This window comes from Nonomuraea gerenzanensis, from assembly GCF_020215645.1.
GTDB classification, from domain to species: domain Bacteria; phylum Actinomycetota; class Actinomycetes; order Streptosporangiales; family Streptosporangiaceae; genus Nonomuraea; species Nonomuraea gerenzanensis.
This window is the reverse complement of the sequence record NZ_CP084058.1, coordinates 6,389,420-6,406,565: the sequence shown is the minus strand read 5'-3', so window position 1 is coordinate 6,406,565 and position 17,146 is coordinate 6,389,420. Positions and strand designations below refer to the sequence as shown.

General features: G+C 73.9%; 19 protein-coding genes. 10 read left to right on the top strand and 9 right to left on the bottom strand.

Annotated features, from left to right (window positions below):
* Positions 1 to 104: 104 nt before the first annotated feature.
* From LCN96_RS29940 to LCN96_RS29925, 4 genes are all read left to right on the top strand, one after another.
* The gene (locus LCN96_RS29940; protein WP_225265758.1) at positions 105 to 680 is read left to right on the top strand and encodes a PadR family transcriptional regulator; all 576 of its coding nucleotides are present in this window, start codon (positions 105 to 107) and stop codon (positions 678 to 680) included.
* Entirely contained in the window at positions 680 to 1,474 is a 795-nt protein-coding gene (locus LCN96_RS29935) for an SGNH/GDSL hydrolase family protein (RefSeq protein WP_225265757.1), read from the top strand. The genes LCN96_RS29940 and LCN96_RS29935 overlap by 1 nt, the downstream gene beginning before the upstream one ends.
* A gap of 6 nt (positions 1,475 to 1,480) precedes the next feature.
* Complete coding sequence (locus LCN96_RS29930) at positions 1,481 to 2,329, top strand: phosphotransferase (RefSeq protein WP_225265756.1); 849 nt, start codon at positions 1,481 to 1,483, stop codon at positions 2,327 to 2,329.
* Positions 2,330 to 2,473: 144 nt separating this feature from the next.
* Positions 2,474 to 2,818: an STAS domain-containing protein gene (locus LCN96_RS29925; protein WP_225265755.1), complete on the top strand. Its 345-nt coding sequence runs from the start codon at positions 2,474 to 2,476 to the stop codon at positions 2,816 to 2,818.
* 60 nt (positions 2,819 to 2,878) lie between these two features.
* Here LCN96_RS29925 and LCN96_RS29920 read toward each other — a convergent pair whose 3' ends face one another.
* From LCN96_RS29920 to LCN96_RS29910, 3 genes are all read right to left on the bottom strand, one after another.
* Positions 2,879 to 3,712, bottom strand: a complete 834-nt coding sequence (locus tag LCN96_RS29920; protein ID WP_225265754.1) for a hypothetical protein — start codon at positions 3,710 to 3,712, stop codon at positions 2,879 to 2,881.
* Positions 3,713 to 3,970: 258 nt separating this feature from the next.
* Complete coding sequence (locus tag LCN96_RS29915; protein ID WP_225265753.1) at positions 3,971 to 5,383, bottom strand: FAD-dependent monooxygenase; 1,413 nt, start codon at positions 5,381 to 5,383, stop codon at positions 3,971 to 3,973.
* 96 nt (positions 5,384 to 5,479) lie between these two features.
* Entirely contained in the window at positions 5,480 to 6,214 is a 735-nt protein-coding gene (locus tag LCN96_RS29910) for an arginase family protein (protein ID WP_225265752.1), read from the bottom strand.
* 98 nt (positions 6,215 to 6,312) lie between these two features.
* On the opposite strand from LCN96_RS29910, the gene LCN96_RS29905 reads away from it, so the two are divergent.
* A complete protein-coding gene (locus LCN96_RS29905) occupies positions 6,313 to 7,206 on the top strand; it encodes a LysR family transcriptional regulator (RefSeq protein WP_225265751.1) in 894 nt (297 codons plus the stop codon).
* A 19-nt stretch (positions 7,207 to 7,225) separates the two neighbouring features.
* Positions 7,226 to 8,011, top strand: a complete 786-nt coding sequence (locus LCN96_RS29900; RefSeq protein ID WP_225265750.1) for an SAM-dependent methyltransferase — start codon at positions 7,226 to 7,228, stop codon at positions 8,009 to 8,011.
* Positions 8,012 to 8,015: 4 nt separating this feature from the next.
* Here the strand turns inward: LCN96_RS29900 and LCN96_RS29895 are convergent, their stop codons facing one another.
* From LCN96_RS29895 to LCN96_RS29870, 6 genes are all read right to left on the bottom strand, one after another.
* The gene (locus LCN96_RS29895) at positions 8,016 to 9,404 is read right to left on the bottom strand and encodes a type I glutamate--ammonia ligase (RefSeq protein ID WP_225265749.1); all 1,389 of its coding nucleotides are present in this window, start codon (positions 9,402 to 9,404) and stop codon (positions 8,016 to 8,018) included.
* Between the two features lie 179 nt (positions 9,405 to 9,583).
* A complete protein-coding gene (locus tag LCN96_RS29890; protein ID WP_225265748.1) occupies positions 9,584 to 10,360 on the bottom strand; it encodes an LLM class flavin-dependent oxidoreductase in 777 nt (258 codons plus the stop codon).
* 49 nt (positions 10,361 to 10,409) lie between these two features.
* A complete protein-coding gene (locus LCN96_RS29885; RefSeq protein WP_225265747.1) occupies positions 10,410 to 10,562 on the bottom strand; it encodes a hypothetical protein in 153 nt (50 codons plus the stop codon).
* A gap of 87 nt (positions 10,563 to 10,649) precedes the next feature.
* Positions 10,650 to 10,775 (bottom strand): LPXTG cell wall anchor domain-containing protein, encoded by a 126-nt coding sequence (locus tag LCN96_RS29880; protein ID WP_225265746.1) that lies wholly within the window; start codon positions 10,773 to 10,775, stop codon positions 10,650 to 10,652.
* A gap of 29 nt (positions 10,776 to 10,804) precedes the next feature.
* Complete coding sequence (locus tag LCN96_RS29875; protein ID WP_225265745.1) at positions 10,805 to 11,392, bottom strand: hypothetical protein; 588 nt, start codon at positions 11,390 to 11,392, stop codon at positions 10,805 to 10,807.
* Positions 11,393 to 11,462: 70 nt separating this feature from the next.
* The gene (locus LCN96_RS29870) at positions 11,463 to 12,272 is read right to left on the bottom strand and encodes a cyclase family protein (RefSeq protein WP_225265744.1); all 810 of its coding nucleotides are present in this window, start codon (positions 12,270 to 12,272) and stop codon (positions 11,463 to 11,465) included.
* An 86-nt stretch (positions 12,273 to 12,358) separates the two neighbouring features.
* Between LCN96_RS29870 and LCN96_RS29865 the strand changes: the two genes are divergently transcribed.
* From LCN96_RS29865 to LCN96_RS29850, 4 genes are all read left to right on the top strand, one after another.
* Positions 12,359 to 13,177, top strand: coding sequence for an IclR family transcriptional regulator (locus LCN96_RS29865; protein WP_225265743.1), 819 nt, complete (start codon positions 12,359 to 12,361; stop codon positions 13,175 to 13,177).
* Positions 13,174 to 14,583 (top strand): dihydroorotase, encoded by a 1,410-nt coding sequence (locus LCN96_RS29860; RefSeq protein ID WP_225265742.1) that lies wholly within the window; start codon positions 13,174 to 13,176, stop codon positions 14,581 to 14,583. The genes LCN96_RS29865 and LCN96_RS29860 overlap by 4 nt, the downstream gene beginning before the upstream one ends.
* 202 nt (positions 14,584 to 14,785) lie before the next feature.
* On the top strand, positions 14,786 to 15,085 hold the full coding sequence (locus LCN96_RS29855; RefSeq protein ID WP_225265741.1) for a hypothetical protein: 300 nt from the start codon (positions 14,786 to 14,788) through the stop codon (positions 15,083 to 15,085).
* A gap of 120 nt (positions 15,086 to 15,205) precedes the next feature.
* On the top strand, positions 15,206 to 17,071 hold the full coding sequence (locus LCN96_RS29850; RefSeq protein WP_225265740.1) for an NB-ARC domain-containing protein: 1,866 nt from the start codon (positions 15,206 to 15,208) through the stop codon (positions 17,069 to 17,071).
* The last annotated feature ends 75 nt before the right edge of the window (positions 17,072 to 17,146 follow it).

Sequence of the window (17,146 nt, the reverse complement as noted above, 5' to 3'; positions counted from 1 at the left end):
GGGGGCGCGGATGACGTACCACTTCTGAGCGGGCAGTTCGGTTGATCTCCCTTGTCGGGGCGGCTCGGCCTGATTTATAGTCATCGACATGACTAGTAATGGAGATGGCTAGCACGATGGCGCTCCGGCACGCGGTGCTGGCGGCGCTGCTCGACGGCGAGTACAGCGGCTACCAGCTCACCAAGATCTTCGACGTCGGCGTCTCCAACTTCTGGTACGCCGCCCCCCAGCAGCTCTACGCCGAGCTGACCAAGCTGGAGGCCGACGGCCTGGTGGCGGGCCGGGAGGTCGTCCAGCGGGGCCGGCCGAACAAGCGCGTCTTCAAGGTCACCCAGGCCGGGCTGGACGAGCTGGCCGCCTTCGCCGCCACCCCGGCCAAGCCCCTGCTCCTGCGCGACGACCTGGCCGTCAAGGTGCACGCCGCGGACCTCGTCGATCCGGCCCCGCTGGTCGCGCAGCTACGGGAGCGCGCCGAGGAGGCCGCCGCCAAGCTGGCCTTCTTCGAGCAGACCCTGCGGCGGCTGCGCGGCGAGCTGGAGGAGGAGGAGTTCCTGCGCGTGAGCGAGCGGGTCGGGCCGTACCTGTCCTGCCTGGCCGGTTGCCGGTTGGAGCGGGAGATGCGTGACTGGTGCCGGCAGACCGCGCGGACGTTGGAGGAACGCGCGGGGAGGAGGGTGTGATGCCGTACACGCGCTACGTCGCACTCGGCGACAGCCAGACCGAGGGGCTCGGCGACGGCGACGACGTGCTGGGGTACCGCGGCTGGGCCGACCGGCTCGCCGAGCACCTGGCCAGGGCCGAGCAGGGGTTGCTGTTCGCCAACCTCGCCGTGCGCGGCCGCACGGCGGAGCAGATCCGCGACGAGCAGCTCCCGGTGGCGCTGGAGCTGCGGCCCGACCTGGCGACGGTCATGGCGGGCATGAACGACGTGATCCGTCCGGGCTTCGACGCCGCCCGGGTGGCCGGGGTGCTGGAGGACATGTTCGCCGCCCTGGTGGGGGCGGGCGCGCACGTGGTGACGGTGACGTTCCCCGACATCGGCAGGATCGCGCCGCTGGCCAGGCCGCTGGTGCCGCGCGTGCTGGACGTCAACGAGCGCATCCGCGAGGCCGCCGCCCGGCACGGGGTGACGCTGGTGGACACCTACCCGCTGGCGTACGTCACCGACGCGCGCATGTGGAGCAGCGACCGGCTGCACGCCAGCCCGCTGGGGCACGCCAGGTTCGCCGCCGCGGTCGCGCACGCGCTGGAGCTGCCGGGCAGTGACGACACGTGGATGGCACCGCTGCCGCCGCTGTCCCCGCCGGGGGCCTGGCGGGCGGCGGCGATCGAGGCGCGGTGGGTGGCGACGTTCGCGGGGCCGTGGATCGCCCGGCGCCTGCGCGGGCGCTCCTCCGGTGACGGGCGCACGGCCAAGCGCCCGCTGCTCACCCCCGTCATCTGCGATCATGGAGGCTCCCCGACGCCCTTCTGAGGTGAGATGAACGCGATCACGTACGCCGAGCCGCCCGAGTCGCATCCCGAGATCCCGCTGCCCGGCGGGGACGTCACCGAGGGGGTCGTGCGCGTCGGCGACACCGTCCGCCGCCCGATCGGCCCGAACGCGCCCCTCGTGCACGCGCTGCTGCGGCACCTGGAGGAGACCGGGTTCGAGGGGGCTCCACGCTTCCTCGGCGTGGACGCGGCCGGGCGGGAGGTGCTGACGTTCGTGCCCGGTGAGGTGGCCGGCCGGCCGCGACCGCCGTGGCTGGCCGACGAGGAGCGGCTGGCCTCGGTGGGCCGGCTCGTGCGTGCCTACCACGAGGCGGTCGCGGGCTTCGTCGTGCCGGACGGGGTACGGCCCGGTCTCGGCCTGGACGAGCCGCCGGGCACGCCGCCCCCGCCGCCGTACCCGGTGGAGCTGGTGGGGCACATGGACTACACGCCCGACAACCTCGTCTTCCGCGACGGGCAGGCGGCGGCGCTGATCGACTTCGACATCGCCAAGCCCGTCACCAGGGCGGACGAGCTGGTCAACGCGATGTTGTACTGGGCGCCGCTCGGCGACCCGGCGGACGCCGAGCCGCTGCTGCAAGGAGTGGACGTGCCGCGCCGGTGCCGGATCCTGGCCGACGCGTACGGGATGTCGGAGACCGACCGGTCGCGGGTGGTCGAGGTGGCCGTCATGCGGACGCGGCGGTCGTGGTTCCTGATGCGGCAGAACGCCGAGGAGCTGGGCGGGGGCTGGGCGCGCATGTGGGCGGACGGCGTCGGCGACCGGATCAAGCGGCGTGAGGCGTGGCTGGAGCGGCACGGCGCCGGCTTGGACGCGGCCCTGACGGCTCCCTGACGGCGCGCGGGCGCCGCGAGCGGTGCCCGCCGGTGTCAAGAAACGGCAGCATGTACGCCAACCGTGGCCAGGGACGGGCCGGGATCCGGATAGAGTCGTCTCGATGATCACCTGGTTGACGGAGGCACTCCGGCGAGGCGGCCCATGACGCGACGCCTGCGGATCACCGAGGCCGAGCTCGACTCGCACGTCACCGTGGTCACCGTCAGCGGCGAGCTCGACATGGACACCTGCCCCCTGCTTCAGGCCGCGCTGGCCAGGGCGCTGCCACGGGTGGCGATCGACCTCGGCGCGCTGACCTCGGCCGACTCCTACGGGCTGACCGTGTTGCTGGCGATGCACCACCACGCGCGGGCGGCGGGCGGCCGGGCGCTGGTGTGCGAGACCGGTGATCTGATGCGGGCGCTCTTCCGGCAGCGCGGGCTGGACCGGGTCCTGGAGCTGCGCCCCACGCTGGAGGAGGCCATCGCCGAGCTGCGCGCGCTCTGACCGGCCTCGGGCGCGGGCGTGGGGGGTGCGGGCGAGGGTGCCCGCCCGGGACCCACGCGCTCAGGAGGTCGGCGTCGGCGTGAGGATCGCGGTCGGCGTCCCGGAGGGCGGCAGGTCGGTGGGGGTCTCCGTGGGCGGCTCGGTGGGGGTCTCCGTGGGCGGCTCAGCAGGGGGCTGAGTGGGGGTGTCGGTGGGGGCGGCCGTGGCGGTGTCCGTCGGCTCCGGCGTGAGGGTCTGCGTCGGGGTGGGGCACGGCGTCGGCGTCTGCCAGTTCGGCACGATCCCCCACCACTGCTTGGCCCGCCGCCAGCTGCTCTTGTCCTGCGGGAGCAGCTTGATGGGCTGCGACAGGTCGAGGATGTAGGCGGCCCTGGCCGTCTGCCCGTCCGTGGTGGCCGTCACCGACACCCAGGAGTCCTGCGCGATCGTGCGCTCCTCGCCGTCGCGGACCCGCACGCGGGGCTGGCGGGTGGACTCGTCGATCGTGTACGTCTGCTCGAACCCGTCCTGGCTGCGTACCGTGAGGGAGTCGTCGGCCAGGGCGGTCACCTGACCGGTCTGGGTGAGCAGCGTGATGGTGCCGCAGCCGTCCTTGGTGGCCACCGCGAACTCGCCGTGCATCGTGCCGATGAACCCCCATGGGTTGAGCGGCGGCAGCTCGACCGGCGCGGGCGACGCCGTCGGCGTCTCCGTGGGCGTCTGGGTGGGTGTCGCGGTCGGGGTCTCGGTCGGGGTCTCGGTCGGGGTCTCGGTGGGTGTCGGGGTGGCCGCCGAGGCCGCCACGGTCACTCCGAGGCCGCCGGCGGTGACGATCGCGATGGTGGCGATCTTGAGCAGTTGCCGGGGGATCCGCCTGCGGCGGGCACGTTCCTCGTACGGTTGGCCGGAACTCATGGGCGTCACCTGGTCCTCCACGGTTCGGTGGGAGTGGATCGGGGACAGGAGCCCTCCCGGCGCATGGCGGTGCCCGCCGTGGCGGCGTGGAGGGCGGCTGACTGGCGTCGTTGTCGGAGGTGAGCACGTCGGACTACGGCGCCGGCATCGCCTTGTCTGTGGCGGTGCCGGCGCGAACGCTAGCTCTGGTTGGACGTCGTACGCACTCGGTGGGTTCCCACCTGTTTCTCCGGAGTCGTCCGATTGGCGCGGGCCGGGTCAGCCGATCGCGGGCGGTCCGGCGAGCTCGGTCAGGGCCCGGTGCAGCTCGTCGGTGTCGGTGCCGGCCCAGCCCACGTACCCGTCGGGGCGGACGAGCACCAGGGGGCCGCCGGGCGTGGCGGGCGGCTCGACGCGGACCCGGTCGTGCCAGCCGGTGACGTCGGCCGCGCCGATGAGGACGAGGCGGCGGTCGCGCAGCGCCTCGTACAGGCGGCCGCCGCCGGCGAGCGGGACGTCGCCGGCGCGGGTGCCGACCAGCTCGTGCGCGCCGTGCGGCGCCGGGTAGTGGTAGCCGATGCCGCTGAGCTGCCCGGTGATCTTCTCGCGCACCTTCGGGATGGCCAGCGCCCGGCGGGCGGCGAAGCCGCGGATGGCCTGCCCGGCGGCCGATTCGATCATGGCCGCCCGGATGATGGCACCGCTGCTGCGCAGCACCGAGCGGCCGACGGGGTGGCGCTCGGCCTGGTAGGTGTCGAGCAGCGCCTCGGGCGCGCCGCGCAGCACCGCGGCGAGCTTCCAGCTCAGGTTGGCCGCGTCCTGCAGCCCGGTGTTCATGCCCTGGCCGCCGGCGGGGGAGTGCACGTGGGCGGCGTCTCCGGCCAGGAAGACCCGGCCGATCCGGTAGTCGGGCGCCTGCCGCTCGTCGCTGTGGAAGCGCGACAGCCAGCGGGCGTCGTGCATGCCGAAGTCGGTGCCCAGGGCGCGCCTGGTGACCTCGCGCACCTCGTCCATGTCGAGCGGCGCGTCGTCGGGCACGACGTGCCGGCGGTCCCAGGCGAAGACCCGGTAGTAGCCGTCGCCGAACGGGGCGATGAAGGCGAAGGCGTCGCCGACCCCGTTGACGGTCAGCATCTCGGCCGGCGGCTCGGCCACCTTCACGTCCGCGAGCATGATGGACTTCAGCACCGACTTGCCGGGGAAGGGCTGGCCGAGGGCCTGCCGCACCGCGCTGTGGAAGCCGTCGGCGCCCACGGCGTAGGCGGCGCGGTGCTCGCCCGCCGCGGTGGTGACGGTGACGCCGGTGGCGTCCTGGGTCAGGCCGAGCACCTCGGCGTCGTACACGATCTCGACGCCCGCCTTCAGCGCCCGCTCCAGCAGCAGGTTCTCCACGTTGTACTGCGGGGTGATCAGCAAGTACGGGTAGCGGCCGGGCAGTGCGCCCAGGTCCACCTCCACCCGCTCGAACAGCCGTACCTTGCTCAGCACGGCACCCATGGGCACGAGCCGGTCGGCCAGCCCGCGCGCGTCGAGCTGCTCCAGGGTGCGGGCGTGCACGCCGAACGCGCGGGAGAGGTTGGAGACCTTGCCGTCACGGCGCTCCAGGACCGTGACCTCGATGCCCGACTCCGCCAGGTCGCCCGCGAGCAGCAGCCCGGTGGGGCCCGCTCCGACGATGATCACCTCGGCCATGTCGCCTTCCCTTCCAGTCAACGCTTGTTGGCACCACTTAATCACCGCTGCGACATCACTGTCAACGGTTGTTGGCAAACAAGTGTTGGCATCAGGTCAGGCGGTGCACAGGCGGACCAGTTCGGGGACCAGCTCCCGCAGCAGCTCCTCGTCGCGGGGGTCGGCGGGCGCGTACTCGGTGATGCCCAGCCCGGCGATCTCGTGCCGGGCGGCGAGCCCCGCGACGGCCTCGGTGAGTTCGCGAGCGGACAGGCCGCCCGGCTCCGGGTAGCCGACCGAGGTGATGCCGTCCAGGACGTCGAGGTCCACGTGCACGTAGACGACGGCGTCCGCGCCGATCGTGTCCAGGCCGCCGATGCCGGCCCGCCGGATGTGGTCGGCCTCGGCCGGGTCCAGCGCGCGGGTGCCGGCCAGGGCCACCTGGGCGGGGCGGAGCGCGGGGGAGCGGACGAGGCCGGCGGGGCCCTCGCCCTGCAGCGTGCGCAGGATCATGCCGTGGAAGGCGCCTGAGGGGGAGGAGCCGGGCGTGTTCAGGTCGCCGTGGGCGTCGAACCACGCCACGTGCAGCCGGTCGCCGTGCCGGCGCAGCGCGGCCGTGACCGGTTCGAGCTCGACGCCGCAGTCACCACCGACCGTGACGGCGAACCCGTCGCGGGGGAGCGCCTGCCGGACGCGGCCGGCGGTCTCGGCCAGGGTCGCCCCGGTCTCGACCCGCACGTGCGCGTCCGCTCCCGGGACCATCGCGGCCAGCCGGGCTGCGCCTTCGACCAGCCTGGGGGCCGTGGGCGACAACGAGCCCTGCCACTGCGGCACCTCGACGACGGTCAGCATGTCGTTCTCCTCAAGGGTTGGGGTGGACCGACAGTGTCGCTCCCGGCGATCGGCAACGTCCACTTAGTGTTCCTGCATGAATCTGTAAGCTGTGCTTGATGTTGGATCCGGTCAGGCTGCGCCTGCTGCGCGAGTTCGCCGAGCACGGCACGATGACGGCCGTCGCCGAGGTGTGCGGCCTGACCTCCTCCGCCGTCTCGCAGCAGCTCGCGGCCCTGGAACGGGAGGCCGGGGTGCCGCTGTTCGAGCGGGCGGGCCGCCGGGTCCGCCTGACCGCCGAGGGGTGGCGGCTCGTCCGGCACGCGCGCATCGTGCTGAGCGCCCTGGACGCTGCCGAGCAGGACCTCCGCTCGGCCTCGACCCCGCGAGGGCCGGTCAGAGTGGCCTGCTTCGCCACGGCGGCGGTCGCCCGGCTCCTGCCCGCCATCGCCACGGCCCGGGCCCGCCATCCGGACCTGCACGTGATCGTGCACGAGCTCGAACCCCGCGAGGCCGTCGAGGCGCTGCGGGCCGGCCGGTGCGACCTGGCGATCGCGTTCACCTACAACCTGATCCCCGAGGAGCCGAGACCCGGGCTCACCCGCCGGTTCGTGGGGGTCGAGCCCATGCTGACGGCGCTGCCCGCCGCACACCCGGCGGCGGCCGGCGGGGTGGACCTGCGCGCCCTGGGCGAGGAGCCCTGGATCGCCGGCTCCGAGGGCACCAGCGACCACGAGATGCTCGACCGCGCCTGCGCCCGGGCGGGCTTCCGGCCGAACGTCATCCACACGGCCGACGACTACGCGCTCGTGCTGCGCATGGTGCGGGAAGGGCTGGGGGTCGCCCTCGTCCCCGAGCTGGTCGCCACCGCCGTCGGTGTCCCCGGGGGCGTCGTGCTGCGCCCGGTCTCCGGCGTCGAGATCACCCGCACCACGTACGCCCACTTCCGTACCGCGACCCCGGCGATCGATGCGATGATCGAGCTGATCTACAATGTAAAGGCGCCGGACTGAGGTCATTTACACTCCTGCCATGGCAGAAACCCCCCGCATCGACCAGACGAAGCCGCATTCGGCCCGGGTGTGGAACTACCTGCTCGGCGGCACCGACAACTACCCCGTGGACCGCGCGGCGGGCGATGAGCTGCTGCGGATGTTCCCCGACTTCGCGCAGGTGGCGCGGCTGCAGCGGGAGTTCCTCAAGCGGGTGGTGACCTTCCTGGTCACCGACATGGGGATCAGGCAGTTCCTGGATCTCGGCGCGGGGCTGCCGACGGCCGACAACACGCACGAGGTGGCGCAGCGGCTGGCGCCCGAGTCCCGGGTGGTCTACGTCGACAACGATCCGCTGGTGCTGGTGCACGCGCGGTCGCTGCTGTCGGGCTCGGCCGAGGGGGAGACGGACTACCTGGACGCCGACGTGCGCGATCCCGACGCGATCGTGGCGGGGGCGGGCAGGACGCTGGACTTCTCCCGGCCGATCGCGCTGATCATGCTGAGCATCGCGGGACAGGTGCCGGCGTACGACGTGGCCCTGGGGCTGGTGCGGCGGTTCGTGGCGGCGTTGCCGCCGGGGAGCTTCCTGGCGTTGTCGGACGGGGTGACGGCCAATCCGGCTCTGGTGGAGGCGGTGGCCGCCTACAACCAGCGGGCCGCCTTCCCGTACACGTTGCGTGCCCCCGAGGAGGTGGCGCGGTTCTTCGAGGGGCTGGAGCCGGTGCCGCCGGGCGTGGTGCCGACCCCGCTGTGGCGGCCTGGGCCGCCGCAGCCGGCGTCGGGCGTGGTCAGCGCGGTGTGCGGGGTGGGGCGCAAGCGGTGAGCGGTCAGTAGAGCCAGCGGTAGGCGCGGACGATGGCGGCGGGGTCGAGGTCGGTGGCCCGGCCGGCGTCGGAGGCGCGGACGGCGCGGAAGGCGCCGAGGAGGTCCTCGCCGAGTGCGGCGCGGATGCGCGGGTTGCCGTGCAGCGCGTCGAGCTGCTGCTGGACGGTGGTGGGCAGCCGGTGGACGCCGTGCTCGGCGCGTCGCCGCTCGCTCCAGGTGGCGGGGTCCTCCTGGACGGGCTCGGAAAGGGTGAGGCCGTCCTCGATGCCGGCCAGGCCCGCGGCGATGACGGCGGTGAGCGCCAGGTAGGGGTTGGCGGCGGCGTCGGAGGGCTTGAGCTCGACGTTGGCGTGGTGCGGGCCGAGGAGCGGGGTGGTGGGGACGAGGCGGAGCGCGGCTTCGCGGTTCTCCACACCCCAGCAGGTGTAGGCGCCGGACCAGTAGCCCGGGCGCAGGCGTTGCAGGGAGCACAGGCTGGGCGCGGTGACGGCGACGACGGCGGGCAGGTCGCGCAGGAGGCCGGCGAGGTAGGCGGCGCCTTCCGGGGTGAGGCCGGCGGGGCCGGGGCCGCCGGAGAGCAGGTTGGTGCCGGCGCGGGAGGGTGAGGTGTGCAGGTGCCAGCCGTTGCCGACGTGCCCGGAGGTGACGAGGGGTGCGAAGGAGGCGCGCAGGCCGTGGTTGCGGGCGGCGGCGTGGATGGTCTGGCGGGTGAGGAGCTGGCGGTCGGCGGCGGTGACGGGGTCGGCGGGGGCGATGTTGAGCTCGTACTGGCCGGGGCCGTACTCGCCGTGGAGCTGGCCGATGGGGATGCCGTTGCGGTTGAGGTCGCTCAGGAGCTGCTCGGCGAAGGCGTCCACGGCGAGCATCTTGGTGGGGCCGTAGGAGGGGCCGTCGTAGACGGGGGCGGGGTCGTCGCCTGTGTCGCCGGCCGCGCTGAGGTGGAACTCGATCTCGTATCCGGCGCGTAGCTCGATGCCGAGGTCGGCGGCCCTGGCGACCTGGCGTTCGAGGGCGGTGCGCTGGTCGTAGGGCCAGGGTGAGCCGTCGGCGGCGACCTGGCGGCCGGGGGCCCAGGCGAAGGCGGGCTGCCCGGCGAGCTGGACGACGCGGTCGGTGACGGGGACCAGGCGGATGTCGCCTGACGGGGTGCCGAGCGGGGGGTGGTCGAAGGTGATGGTGTCGTGGGAGTCGAAGACGGCGAACAGGGGGGTGATGCCGATGCCGCGCTGGGTCGCGGCGGTGAACTGGTCGATGGGCACGGTGCGGGAGCGGGGGATGCCGTTGTTGTCGGCCCAGGTGATGATGACGCCGACGACGCCCGCGGCGGCGAGGTCGAGGTCGAGGGTCTGGGTGTCGGCTTGTGGTGCGCCGGTGGTGGTGTGGTCGAGCATCGGCATCCCCTCGTCGTGTGCGGCCCGCGTGGCACCTTATCGGCGGCGGGGGTGGTCGCGGGGGATGCCGCGCTCGGGAGTTTTGGCTGGTGGAGGGGTATGTCGTGGGTTGCCCGGCTTGGGGGTGCGGCTTTCTCGGGCGCGCGGCCCTCGCGGGCCGGCCTGCTGTGGCGTTCGGGTCAGCGGGGCGGGCCGGCGGTGATGGTCCTGCGGGCCTCCTCGGCGCCGCCGCGCCACCAGCCCATGGCCTCGATCCACCAGGTCAGCCCGGCGGCGGTGTAGGCGTCGAGGAAGCCGTCGGCGGCGCGGCCCTCCAGGGCGATGTCGTAGCCGTCGAGGGTGCCGCGCTCCTCGGCCAGGAAGTCGACGACCTGCGCGAACTCGGACGGCGGCACGGGGCGGTCCTGGCCGTACTCGTGGAAGGTCGGCATGGCGCCGTCCCAGCGGGCGGCCCGGCGGAAGCCGGCGCGGGTGGGCCAGCGTCCCGGGCACCAGATGGGGACGCGCGGGCGCTGGACGGGTGCCGGGAGGAGCCGCTCCCACAGGCGGGTCAGGTCGTCCAGGCCCTGGTCGAGCTTGGCGGCGCGGGCCTTGAGGTCGGGGTCCTCGCCGAAGTCGGTGTACTCGGTGTCCATGGAGCCGAGCCCGGCGCCGAAGACGAGCCGGCCTCCGGAGAGGCGGTCGAGGCTGGCGGTCTCCTTGGCGACGGTCTGGGTGCGCCGTCGCGGGAGTGCCGTCATGAGGATGCCCAGGCGGACGCGGTGGGTGCGGGCGGCGATGGCCGACAGGGTGACGGTGGGGTTGGCGACGGGCCAGCCCGGGTCGTGGTAGAGGAGGTGGTCCCAGAGGTAGACGCCGTCCCAGCCGTGTTCCTCGGCGGCGACGGCGAGTTCGGTGAGCAGGGTGGGATCTCCGAACTCGCCGACGTTGGGCAGGCCGATAGCGAAGCGCACCATGGGGCCAAGGCTATGGGTCGGTGATCGTCCAGGTGACGGCGGGGGCAGGTCAGCGGGGGATGAAGCCGCGGTAGACCACGCGCCGCCGCCACAGGACCGGCCACTGGCGGTCGCGGATGCCGTTCAGCACGATGGCGACCATGGCGCCGGTGAGGAAGCCGCCCACGATGAGGCTCATGACGAGCATGAATGCGATGGCCATCAGAAAGTCCCTCCGTCAGATATTGAATCTTTAACGTGTTGGCGTGAACAGCGGTGCGCCGCGACGTATTCCGGCGGAGGGACGGACTTAGGCCGTGGGCGCCAGGTCGCGGCGGCGCAGGAACGCCAGCCCCGCTCCTGTGAGCCCCGCCGCCAGTGCGGTCAGCCCGAGCAGCGGCAGCGCCGGCGACGTCGTGCCGCCCAGCAGCGGCACCGGCCCGGCCAGGGCGAAGGCCAGGTGGCTCAGCGCCCAGCGCAGCCGGCCGGTCGGGGTGGACAGCAGCAGCTCGGCCCGGCCGCCTCCTCGCCTCGGGCACGCAGGGCCGGCACCAGCGCTGCCGCCGCCACGAGCTGGCTGAGCACGTACATCATGAAGCTGAAGAACACGTCGGAGACGCGGGCGCCGGGCCCGCCGAGAGTCGCGGTCAGCTCCTGGAACTGCGGCGTGCCGAGCTGGGAGTCCAGCCCGCGCGCCGAGACGCCGAGCAGCGCGCCCAGCAGGCCGAAGCCGATCGCGAAGGCCGCGAGCGTGGTGCGGTGCAGCCGCCCGGCCAGCCCGAGCACGCCCGCCGGTCCTCCGCCGGCGGGCCCAGAGCGGGCGGGGATCAGGCCGCCCGCCATGTCGCGGCGGGTGGACAGCGTGTACGCGGCGGCGGTCAGGACGGCCACGAACAGCACCACCGGCCCCAACGCCCACCAGTGGTCCCCGGCGTACGGCCTGGTCAGGCGGACCCAGCCGAACGGCGTCAGCCACGCCAGCGCGGGCACGCCACCGGTGTGCGCCACGGCGGCGGCGAGCATCACCCAGACCTTGCCGCCCCTTGTCGGCACGCCCTTCCCATGCCGGTCAGCATGCGGGCAGGACGGGCCGCCGTTCGTCAGCCCCGGGTCGAGACCTGCGCTACACCCCTCGGCGTAGCGCGACCGCCAGCGGCCTGACGGGCGCGCCCGTCGCGCCGACCAGCGGCAGCGGGTTGACGATGAGCAGGACCTCGCGATGCCCCGCGTCCAGCAGCGGCCACAGGCGCATGGTCTCCACGATGTTGATCCCGGCCTCGACCAGGAGGATCCGGTGCACCGGCAGAGTGGCGTGCCCGCGGCCGGGCGCGATGTGCTCGAAGGCGATGCTCTCGCCGCCCACCAGGCGCGGGCGCCGCTCGGCCAGCCAGCGGCCCGCGGCGGCACCCGGGCCGGGCGCGCCGCCGGTCTGGCCGGTGAACAGCTCCCGCTCGCCCCAGTGCCGCGACCAGCCGGTGCCGATCAGCAGCGCCTCGCCCGGCGCCGGATCCAGCCCGCCGGCGGCCCTGTCCAGGTCGTCCGGCGTGATCTCGTAGCCGGGCGGCAGCACGGGCACGCCGTGCACGGCGGCCACGTCGAGCAGCACGGCGCGGCCCACGTACGGGTCGAAGGCGTCGATGCCCAGCTCCGTGAAGCCGTGGTGGCCCTGCACCGACGCCGCCTCGCGCCCGCCGTGCAGCCGCCCCTCCTGTGAGACGTGGGCCAGCGCGTCTACGTGGGTGCCCACGTGGCCGCCGGTGACGATGACCTCGTTGGCCGCCGACCCGCCGTCGGGGCGCACCACGTCCCCGTGGCGCCGCTCCAGCAGCATCCGGAACGGCACATGGTTGGGCGACTGCGGCATGCCGGTGCGCATCGGCTGAGCCAGGTCGAACACCTCGGCTCCGGCCAGCGCCTCCCACGGTGCTTCCACCAGACGACATCCTTCTGGGTGTTCCAATAAAAGGAAAGCTGTTCCAAACTGTACGGCAGGAACGCCGCCGAGCAGCAGGGAATCCCATGCCGACGACCGAGCACTCCCGGCGCCGCGGCGCGGACGGTGCCAGCCAGACCGCCGCCACGGTCGAGCGCGCGGCCGACGTGCTCGTGCTGTTCGCCGATCCCGGCGCGCGCACCCTCGGCGTCACTGAGATCGCCGAGCGGCTGGAGCTGTCGAAGGCGGCGGTGCACCGGATCCTGGCGTCGTTGCGGCTGCGCGGCCTGATCGACCTGGACAAGCAGAGCAGGCGCTACTCGCTCGGCCTGACCGCGATGCGGCTCGGGCTGGCCTACCTCGACCGGCTGGACCTGCGCAGGCTGGCCGCGCCCGAGCTGGTCGCGCTGTCCACGGCGCTGTCGGAGACGGTCACGCTGTCGATCCGCACCGGGTACGCGCGCGTCTACGTCGACCAGGCCACCCCGAGCCGCGAGGTGATCATGGCGGTGACGCTCGGCGTGCCGTACCCGCTGCACGCGGGCGCCTCGTCGCGGGCATTCCTGGCGTTCCTGGCGGAAGAGGAGATCGACGACTACTTCGCCACGCAACCGCTGACCCGGCTGACCGAGCGCACGCCCGTCGAGGAGGCCGTGCTGCGCAAGGACCTGGCGGCCATCCGGCGGCGCGGCTACGCCCGCTCCCAGGCCGAGCGGCAGCCCGGCTCCGCCTCCGTCGCCGCGCCCGTGCTCGACCACCACGGGCGGCCGGCCGGGGTGATCAGCGTGTGCGGGCCGCTGGAGCGCTTGCGCGCGCAGGAGAAGCGGTGCGCGGCGGCGCTGCTGGAGACCACCCGCGAACTGTCGGCCCGGATGGGCCATCTCGCCATGGAAAGGGCGCCATGATGCGATACGACCTGCTTGTCAAGGGCGCGACCCTGGTCCTGCCGTACCACGGCGAGGTCCGCGCCGACCTCGCCGTACGGGGCGGCAGGATCGCCGCGATCGGCGAGGACCTCGACGGTGGCGAGGAGGTGCTCGACGCCACCGGGAAGATCGTCTTACCCGGCGCGGTGGACGCCCACTTCCATCTGGGCATCTACCGCGACCTGGGGGTGGACGCGTTCGAGGAGACGCGCTCCTCCCTGGTCGGCGGGGCGACGACCGTGCTGTCGTACTTCCGCACGGGACAGCACTACCTCGACAGGACCGGCCCGTACGAGACGATCCTGCCCGAGGTGCTGGCGGCGGTCGCCGGGCGCGCGTGGACCGACTACGGCTTCCACCTGGCGCCCATGACGTCGGCCCAGATCGAGGAGATCCCCGCCCTGGTCGCCGAGCACGGCGTCACCTCGTTCAAGTACTACATGTTCTACAAGGGCTTCGATCTGGCGGCCAACAGCCGCGACGCCCAGGCGTTCACCATGAGCGACGAGTACGACCTCGGCCACCTCTACCTGATCATGGAGAAGCTGGCCGCGACGCAGGCCGCCCACCCCGGGCGGCGGCTGTCGCTGAGCCTGCACTGCGAGCAGTCGGAGCTGATGCGCGTCTTCATCGACCGCGTACGCGCCGGCGGCGCCCCCCAGAACCTGCGCGCCTACAGCCAGGCCCGCCCGCCCCTGACCGAGCAGCTGGCCATCGCCGAGGCGGCCGTGCTCGCCGGGCACACCGGCGTCGAGATCAACCTGCTGCACCTGTCGAGCGCCGAGGCGCTGGAGGCGGCCGCCCGCACCCCCGCCAGGCGCGAGACCACCCTGCACCACCTCTGCCTGGACCACGACGACCTGGACGCGCGCGGCGGCCTGGGCGGCAAGGTCAACCCGCCGATCCGCACCCGCGAGCACAACGAGGCCCTGTGGGCGGGCGTGGCGGACGGCCGGATCGACTGGGTGGCCTCCGACCACGCCTGCTGCATGGAGGAGCACAAGAGTGAGGACCTGTGGCCGGCCCGGCCGGGGTTCGGCGGCACGGCGCTGCTGTATCCCGTGCTGTTCTCCGAGGGGCACCTGCGGCGCGGCCTGCCGCTGACCAGGATCGCCGAGGTCGCCGCCGCCAACCCGGCCCGCGCGTTCAACCTGTGGGGCCGCAAGGGCGGCCTGGGCGTCGGCTTCGACGCCGATCTCACCGTCCTGGACCCGGAGCTGAGCAGGACCGTCACCACCGACCTGCTGCTGTCGGGGCAGGACCACTGCCCGTTCGAGGGCGTCCGGGTGACCGGCTGGCCGGTGACCACGGTCGTCGGCGGCAGGGTGGCCTTCCACGAGGGCAAGACCGCCGGCGAGCCGTCGGGCTCCTACCTGCACCGCTGAGGGAGTGGAGATGGGCGCGCTGCCCCTGGACGACGTGCCGTCCAGGCCATCGAGGCGGGGCAGTGCACGACCGTCCTGATCGGCTACCGCTCGAACCAGCGCAGCGCCCGGTCGCGCTCCCCGGCCGGGGTGGCGGAGGCGCACACGCCGCAGGCCGGGTTCGGGGCGCCGTACGGGCCGTCACCGCGCGGGGCCGCTCACCGTGGAGCAGGTGCTCGCCCAGCCGATGATCTCCAGCCCGCTCACCGCCGCCGACTGCTGCCTGGTCACCGACGGCGGCGCCGCCCTCGTCCTGATCACTCTCGAACGCGCCCGCGACCTGCGCCCCGACCCCCGTCGTCGTGCTCGGCTACGGCGAGTCCACCACCCACGACGGCATGGCGCAGCCCCGGACCTGCTGCGCACGGGCACGATCGAGGTGGGCCGGCGCGCCTTCGTCCGGGTGGCCTGGCAGGAGCTGGATGACGGCCGCCGGCTGCCGGTTTTCGAGCGTGATGGCTGAGCCTGTTGGTCGGCCTTGGAGGTAGTTGCCCGGTTCGTCCACTTGGGTGGGAGGTGAGCGGCTACAGTCGATCTTTCATCGGCCGGACGATCGGGGCAAGAGGTCGCATTGGGGACGCACATGTGGTTCGAGCAAACACGCGCCGTCCCCGCCCCGGGCGTCCTGAACCTGGCACCGGCCATCCCGCCCGGCGTTTCCGAGCCGGCATCCGCCGCGCCGCCCGCGCCCGCGCCGCCCGCGTCGCCCGCGCCCGCGTCGCCCGCGTCCGCGTCGCCCGCGCCCTCGCCCGCGGCGCCCGTGCCCGCGTCGCCCGCCGTGGTGCCTGCGCAAGCGCGGCCGATGCCCAGCCAGCCGTTCGTGGTGCCCGCGCAGTTGCCGGCGATGTCCGGGCTGCCGTTCGTGGGGCGGGAGGCGGAGCTGGGCCGGCTCGACGCGGCGCTGTCGCGGGACGGCGACGCACCGGTGGTCGTGATCGCCGGGGCAGGTGGCGTCGGCAAGACGTCGCTGGCCCTGCACTGGGCCCACCGCAACGCCGGCCTCTTCCCGGACGGGCACCTCCACGTCCACCTGCACGGCTTCGACCCCGTGACCCCGCCCGTCCCCCCGGAGGAGGCGGTGCGCGGCTTCCTCCTCGCCCTCGGCGCCGACCCCCGGACCATCCCCTCCGCGCCCGACGCCCAGGCGGCGCTGTACCGCAGCATGATGGCCGGCCGTCGCATGCTCGTCCTCATCGACGACGCCGCCTCCGCCGAGCAGTTGGAGCCGCTGCTGCCCGGCACCCCCTCCAGCGCCGTCCTGGTGACCAGCCGCCGCCCTCTGAGCGGGCCGGCCGCCGGGCAACCGGTGCCGCTGGAAGGGCTGGACGAACGGGAGGCGTCGCGGCTGCTCGTCCGCACGGTCGGCGCCACCCGGCCGCACGCCGTGCGCGACCTGGCCCGCCACTGCGCCGGCCTACCCCTGACACTCAGCCTTGTGGCGGCCCGCGTCGCGGCCCGGCCGCACCTGCCCCTGGACGCGCTCACGTCCGAGCTGCGCGCTGCCACCACCAGCCTGAACACAACGGACACCGGCGAGGTCACCCCCAGCCCGCGCGGTGAGGTCGCTCATGCCCTGAGCGGCGACAGCCTCCCCGGCTCGCCTCATGAGGTCGCCTCCGACCCGGGCAGAGAGATCACCCCGAGCCTGCATGCCGCCTCCGACCCGGGCAGTGAGATCACCCCGAGCCTGCATGCCGCCTTCGACGCCTCCTACCTCACCCTCGCCGAAGACGCCAAGCGCCTGTTCCAGGCCCTGGGCCCGGCGCCGGTGCCGGACGTCGGTCTCTCTGCGGCGGCCTCGCTGGCCGCCGTCCCCGCCGCGCGCACCCGTACCCTCATGCGCGTGCTGGAGGCGGCGCACCTGGTGACCCAGCACCGACCGGGCCGCTACCGCATGCACGACCTGGTCCGCCTGTACGCGATCGAGCAGGCCGAGCCCGCCTCCTCGGCCACCGCGCAGAGCCGGCTGATCGACCACTACCTGCACACCGCCCACCGCGGCGGGCTCACCCTGGCCCCGCAGCTCCAGCCCATCCCCCTGAACCCCCCGGCTCCCGGCGTCGACCTCGCCCCGCTGACGACCGAGCAGGACGCGCTGGAGTGGTTCGACGCCGAGCACGACTGCCTGCTGTCCCTCCTGCGCTGGACCGCCGACCAGGACCGCAACGAGGACGCCTGGCGGATCGCCTGGTCCATGGACGAGATGCTGCGGCGCCGCGGGCACGTGCACGAGCGCGTCCAGGTCTGGCAGGCCGCCGTGTTCGCCGCCGAGCGCCTCGGTGCCGCCGACGTCCAGTGCCTGGCCTATCGCCGGCTCAGCCAGGCGCACGTCCAGGCGGGCGACCCTGCGGCGGCGCTGCCCGCGCTGCACCGGGCGCTGGCACTCGACGAGCATCTTCAAGGACGGCGTCGCCCGGCCGCGACCGTCCGGCGCCACCTCGTTCGCTGAGCGGGGACGGGGCCACCCGAGACCGGCCGAACCAGGTGACCGGCACCTCCTCCCACGCCCGGACCGCCTGGCGCC

Excerpts from the sequence above, each read along its gene's own strand:
- LCN96_RS29940 (WP_225265758.1), top strand. The coding sequence starts at position 105 with ATGGCTAGCACGATGGCGCTCCGGCACGCGGTGCTGGCGGCGCTGCTC.
- LCN96_RS29935 (WP_225265757.1), top strand. The coding sequence starts at position 680 with ATGCCGTACACGCGCTACGTCGCACTCGGCGACAGCCAGACCGAGGGG.
- LCN96_RS29930 (WP_225265756.1), top strand. The coding sequence starts at position 1,481 with ATGAACGCGATCACGTACGCCGAGCCGCCCGAGTCGCATCCCGAGATC.
- LCN96_RS29925 (WP_225265755.1), top strand. The coding sequence starts at position 2,474 with ATGACGCGACGCCTGCGGATCACCGAGGCCGAGCTCGACTCGCACGTC.
- LCN96_RS29920 (WP_225265754.1), bottom strand. The coding sequence starts at position 3,712 with ATGAGTTCCGGCCAACCGTACGAGGAACGTGCCCGCCGCAGGCGGATC.
- LCN96_RS29915 (WP_225265753.1), bottom strand. The coding sequence starts at position 5,383 with ATGGCCGAGGTGATCATCGTCGGAGCGGGCCCCACCGGGCTGCTGCTC.
- LCN96_RS29910 (WP_225265752.1), bottom strand. The coding sequence starts at position 6,214 with ATGCTGACCGTCGTCGAGGTGCCGCAGTGGCAGGGCTCGTTGTCGCCC.
- LCN96_RS29905 (WP_225265751.1), top strand. The coding sequence starts at position 6,313 with ATGTTGGATCCGGTCAGGCTGCGCCTGCTGCGCGAGTTCGCCGAGCAC.
- LCN96_RS29900 (WP_225265750.1), top strand. The coding sequence starts at position 7,226 with ATGGCAGAAACCCCCCGCATCGACCAGACGAAGCCGCATTCGGCCCGG.
- LCN96_RS29895 (WP_225265749.1), bottom strand. The coding sequence starts at position 9,404 with ATGCTCGACCACACCACCACCGGCGCACCACAAGCCGACACCCAGACC.
- LCN96_RS29890 (WP_225265748.1), bottom strand. The coding sequence starts at position 10,360 with ATGGTGCGCTTCGCTATCGGCCTGCCCAACGTCGGCGAGTTCGGAGAT.
- LCN96_RS29885 (WP_225265747.1), bottom strand. The coding sequence starts at position 10,562 with ATGGCCATCGCATTCATGCTCGTCATGAGCCTCATCGTGGGCGGCTTC.
- LCN96_RS29865 (WP_225265743.1), top strand. The coding sequence starts at position 12,359 with ATGCCGACGACCGAGCACTCCCGGCGCCGCGGCGCGGACGGTGCCAGC.
- LCN96_RS29860 (WP_225265742.1), top strand. The coding sequence starts at position 13,174 with ATGATGCGATACGACCTGCTTGTCAAGGGCGCGACCCTGGTCCTGCCG.
- LCN96_RS29850 (WP_225265740.1), top strand. The coding sequence starts at position 15,206 with ATGTGGTTCGAGCAAACACGCGCCGTCCCCGCCCCGGGCGTCCTGAAC.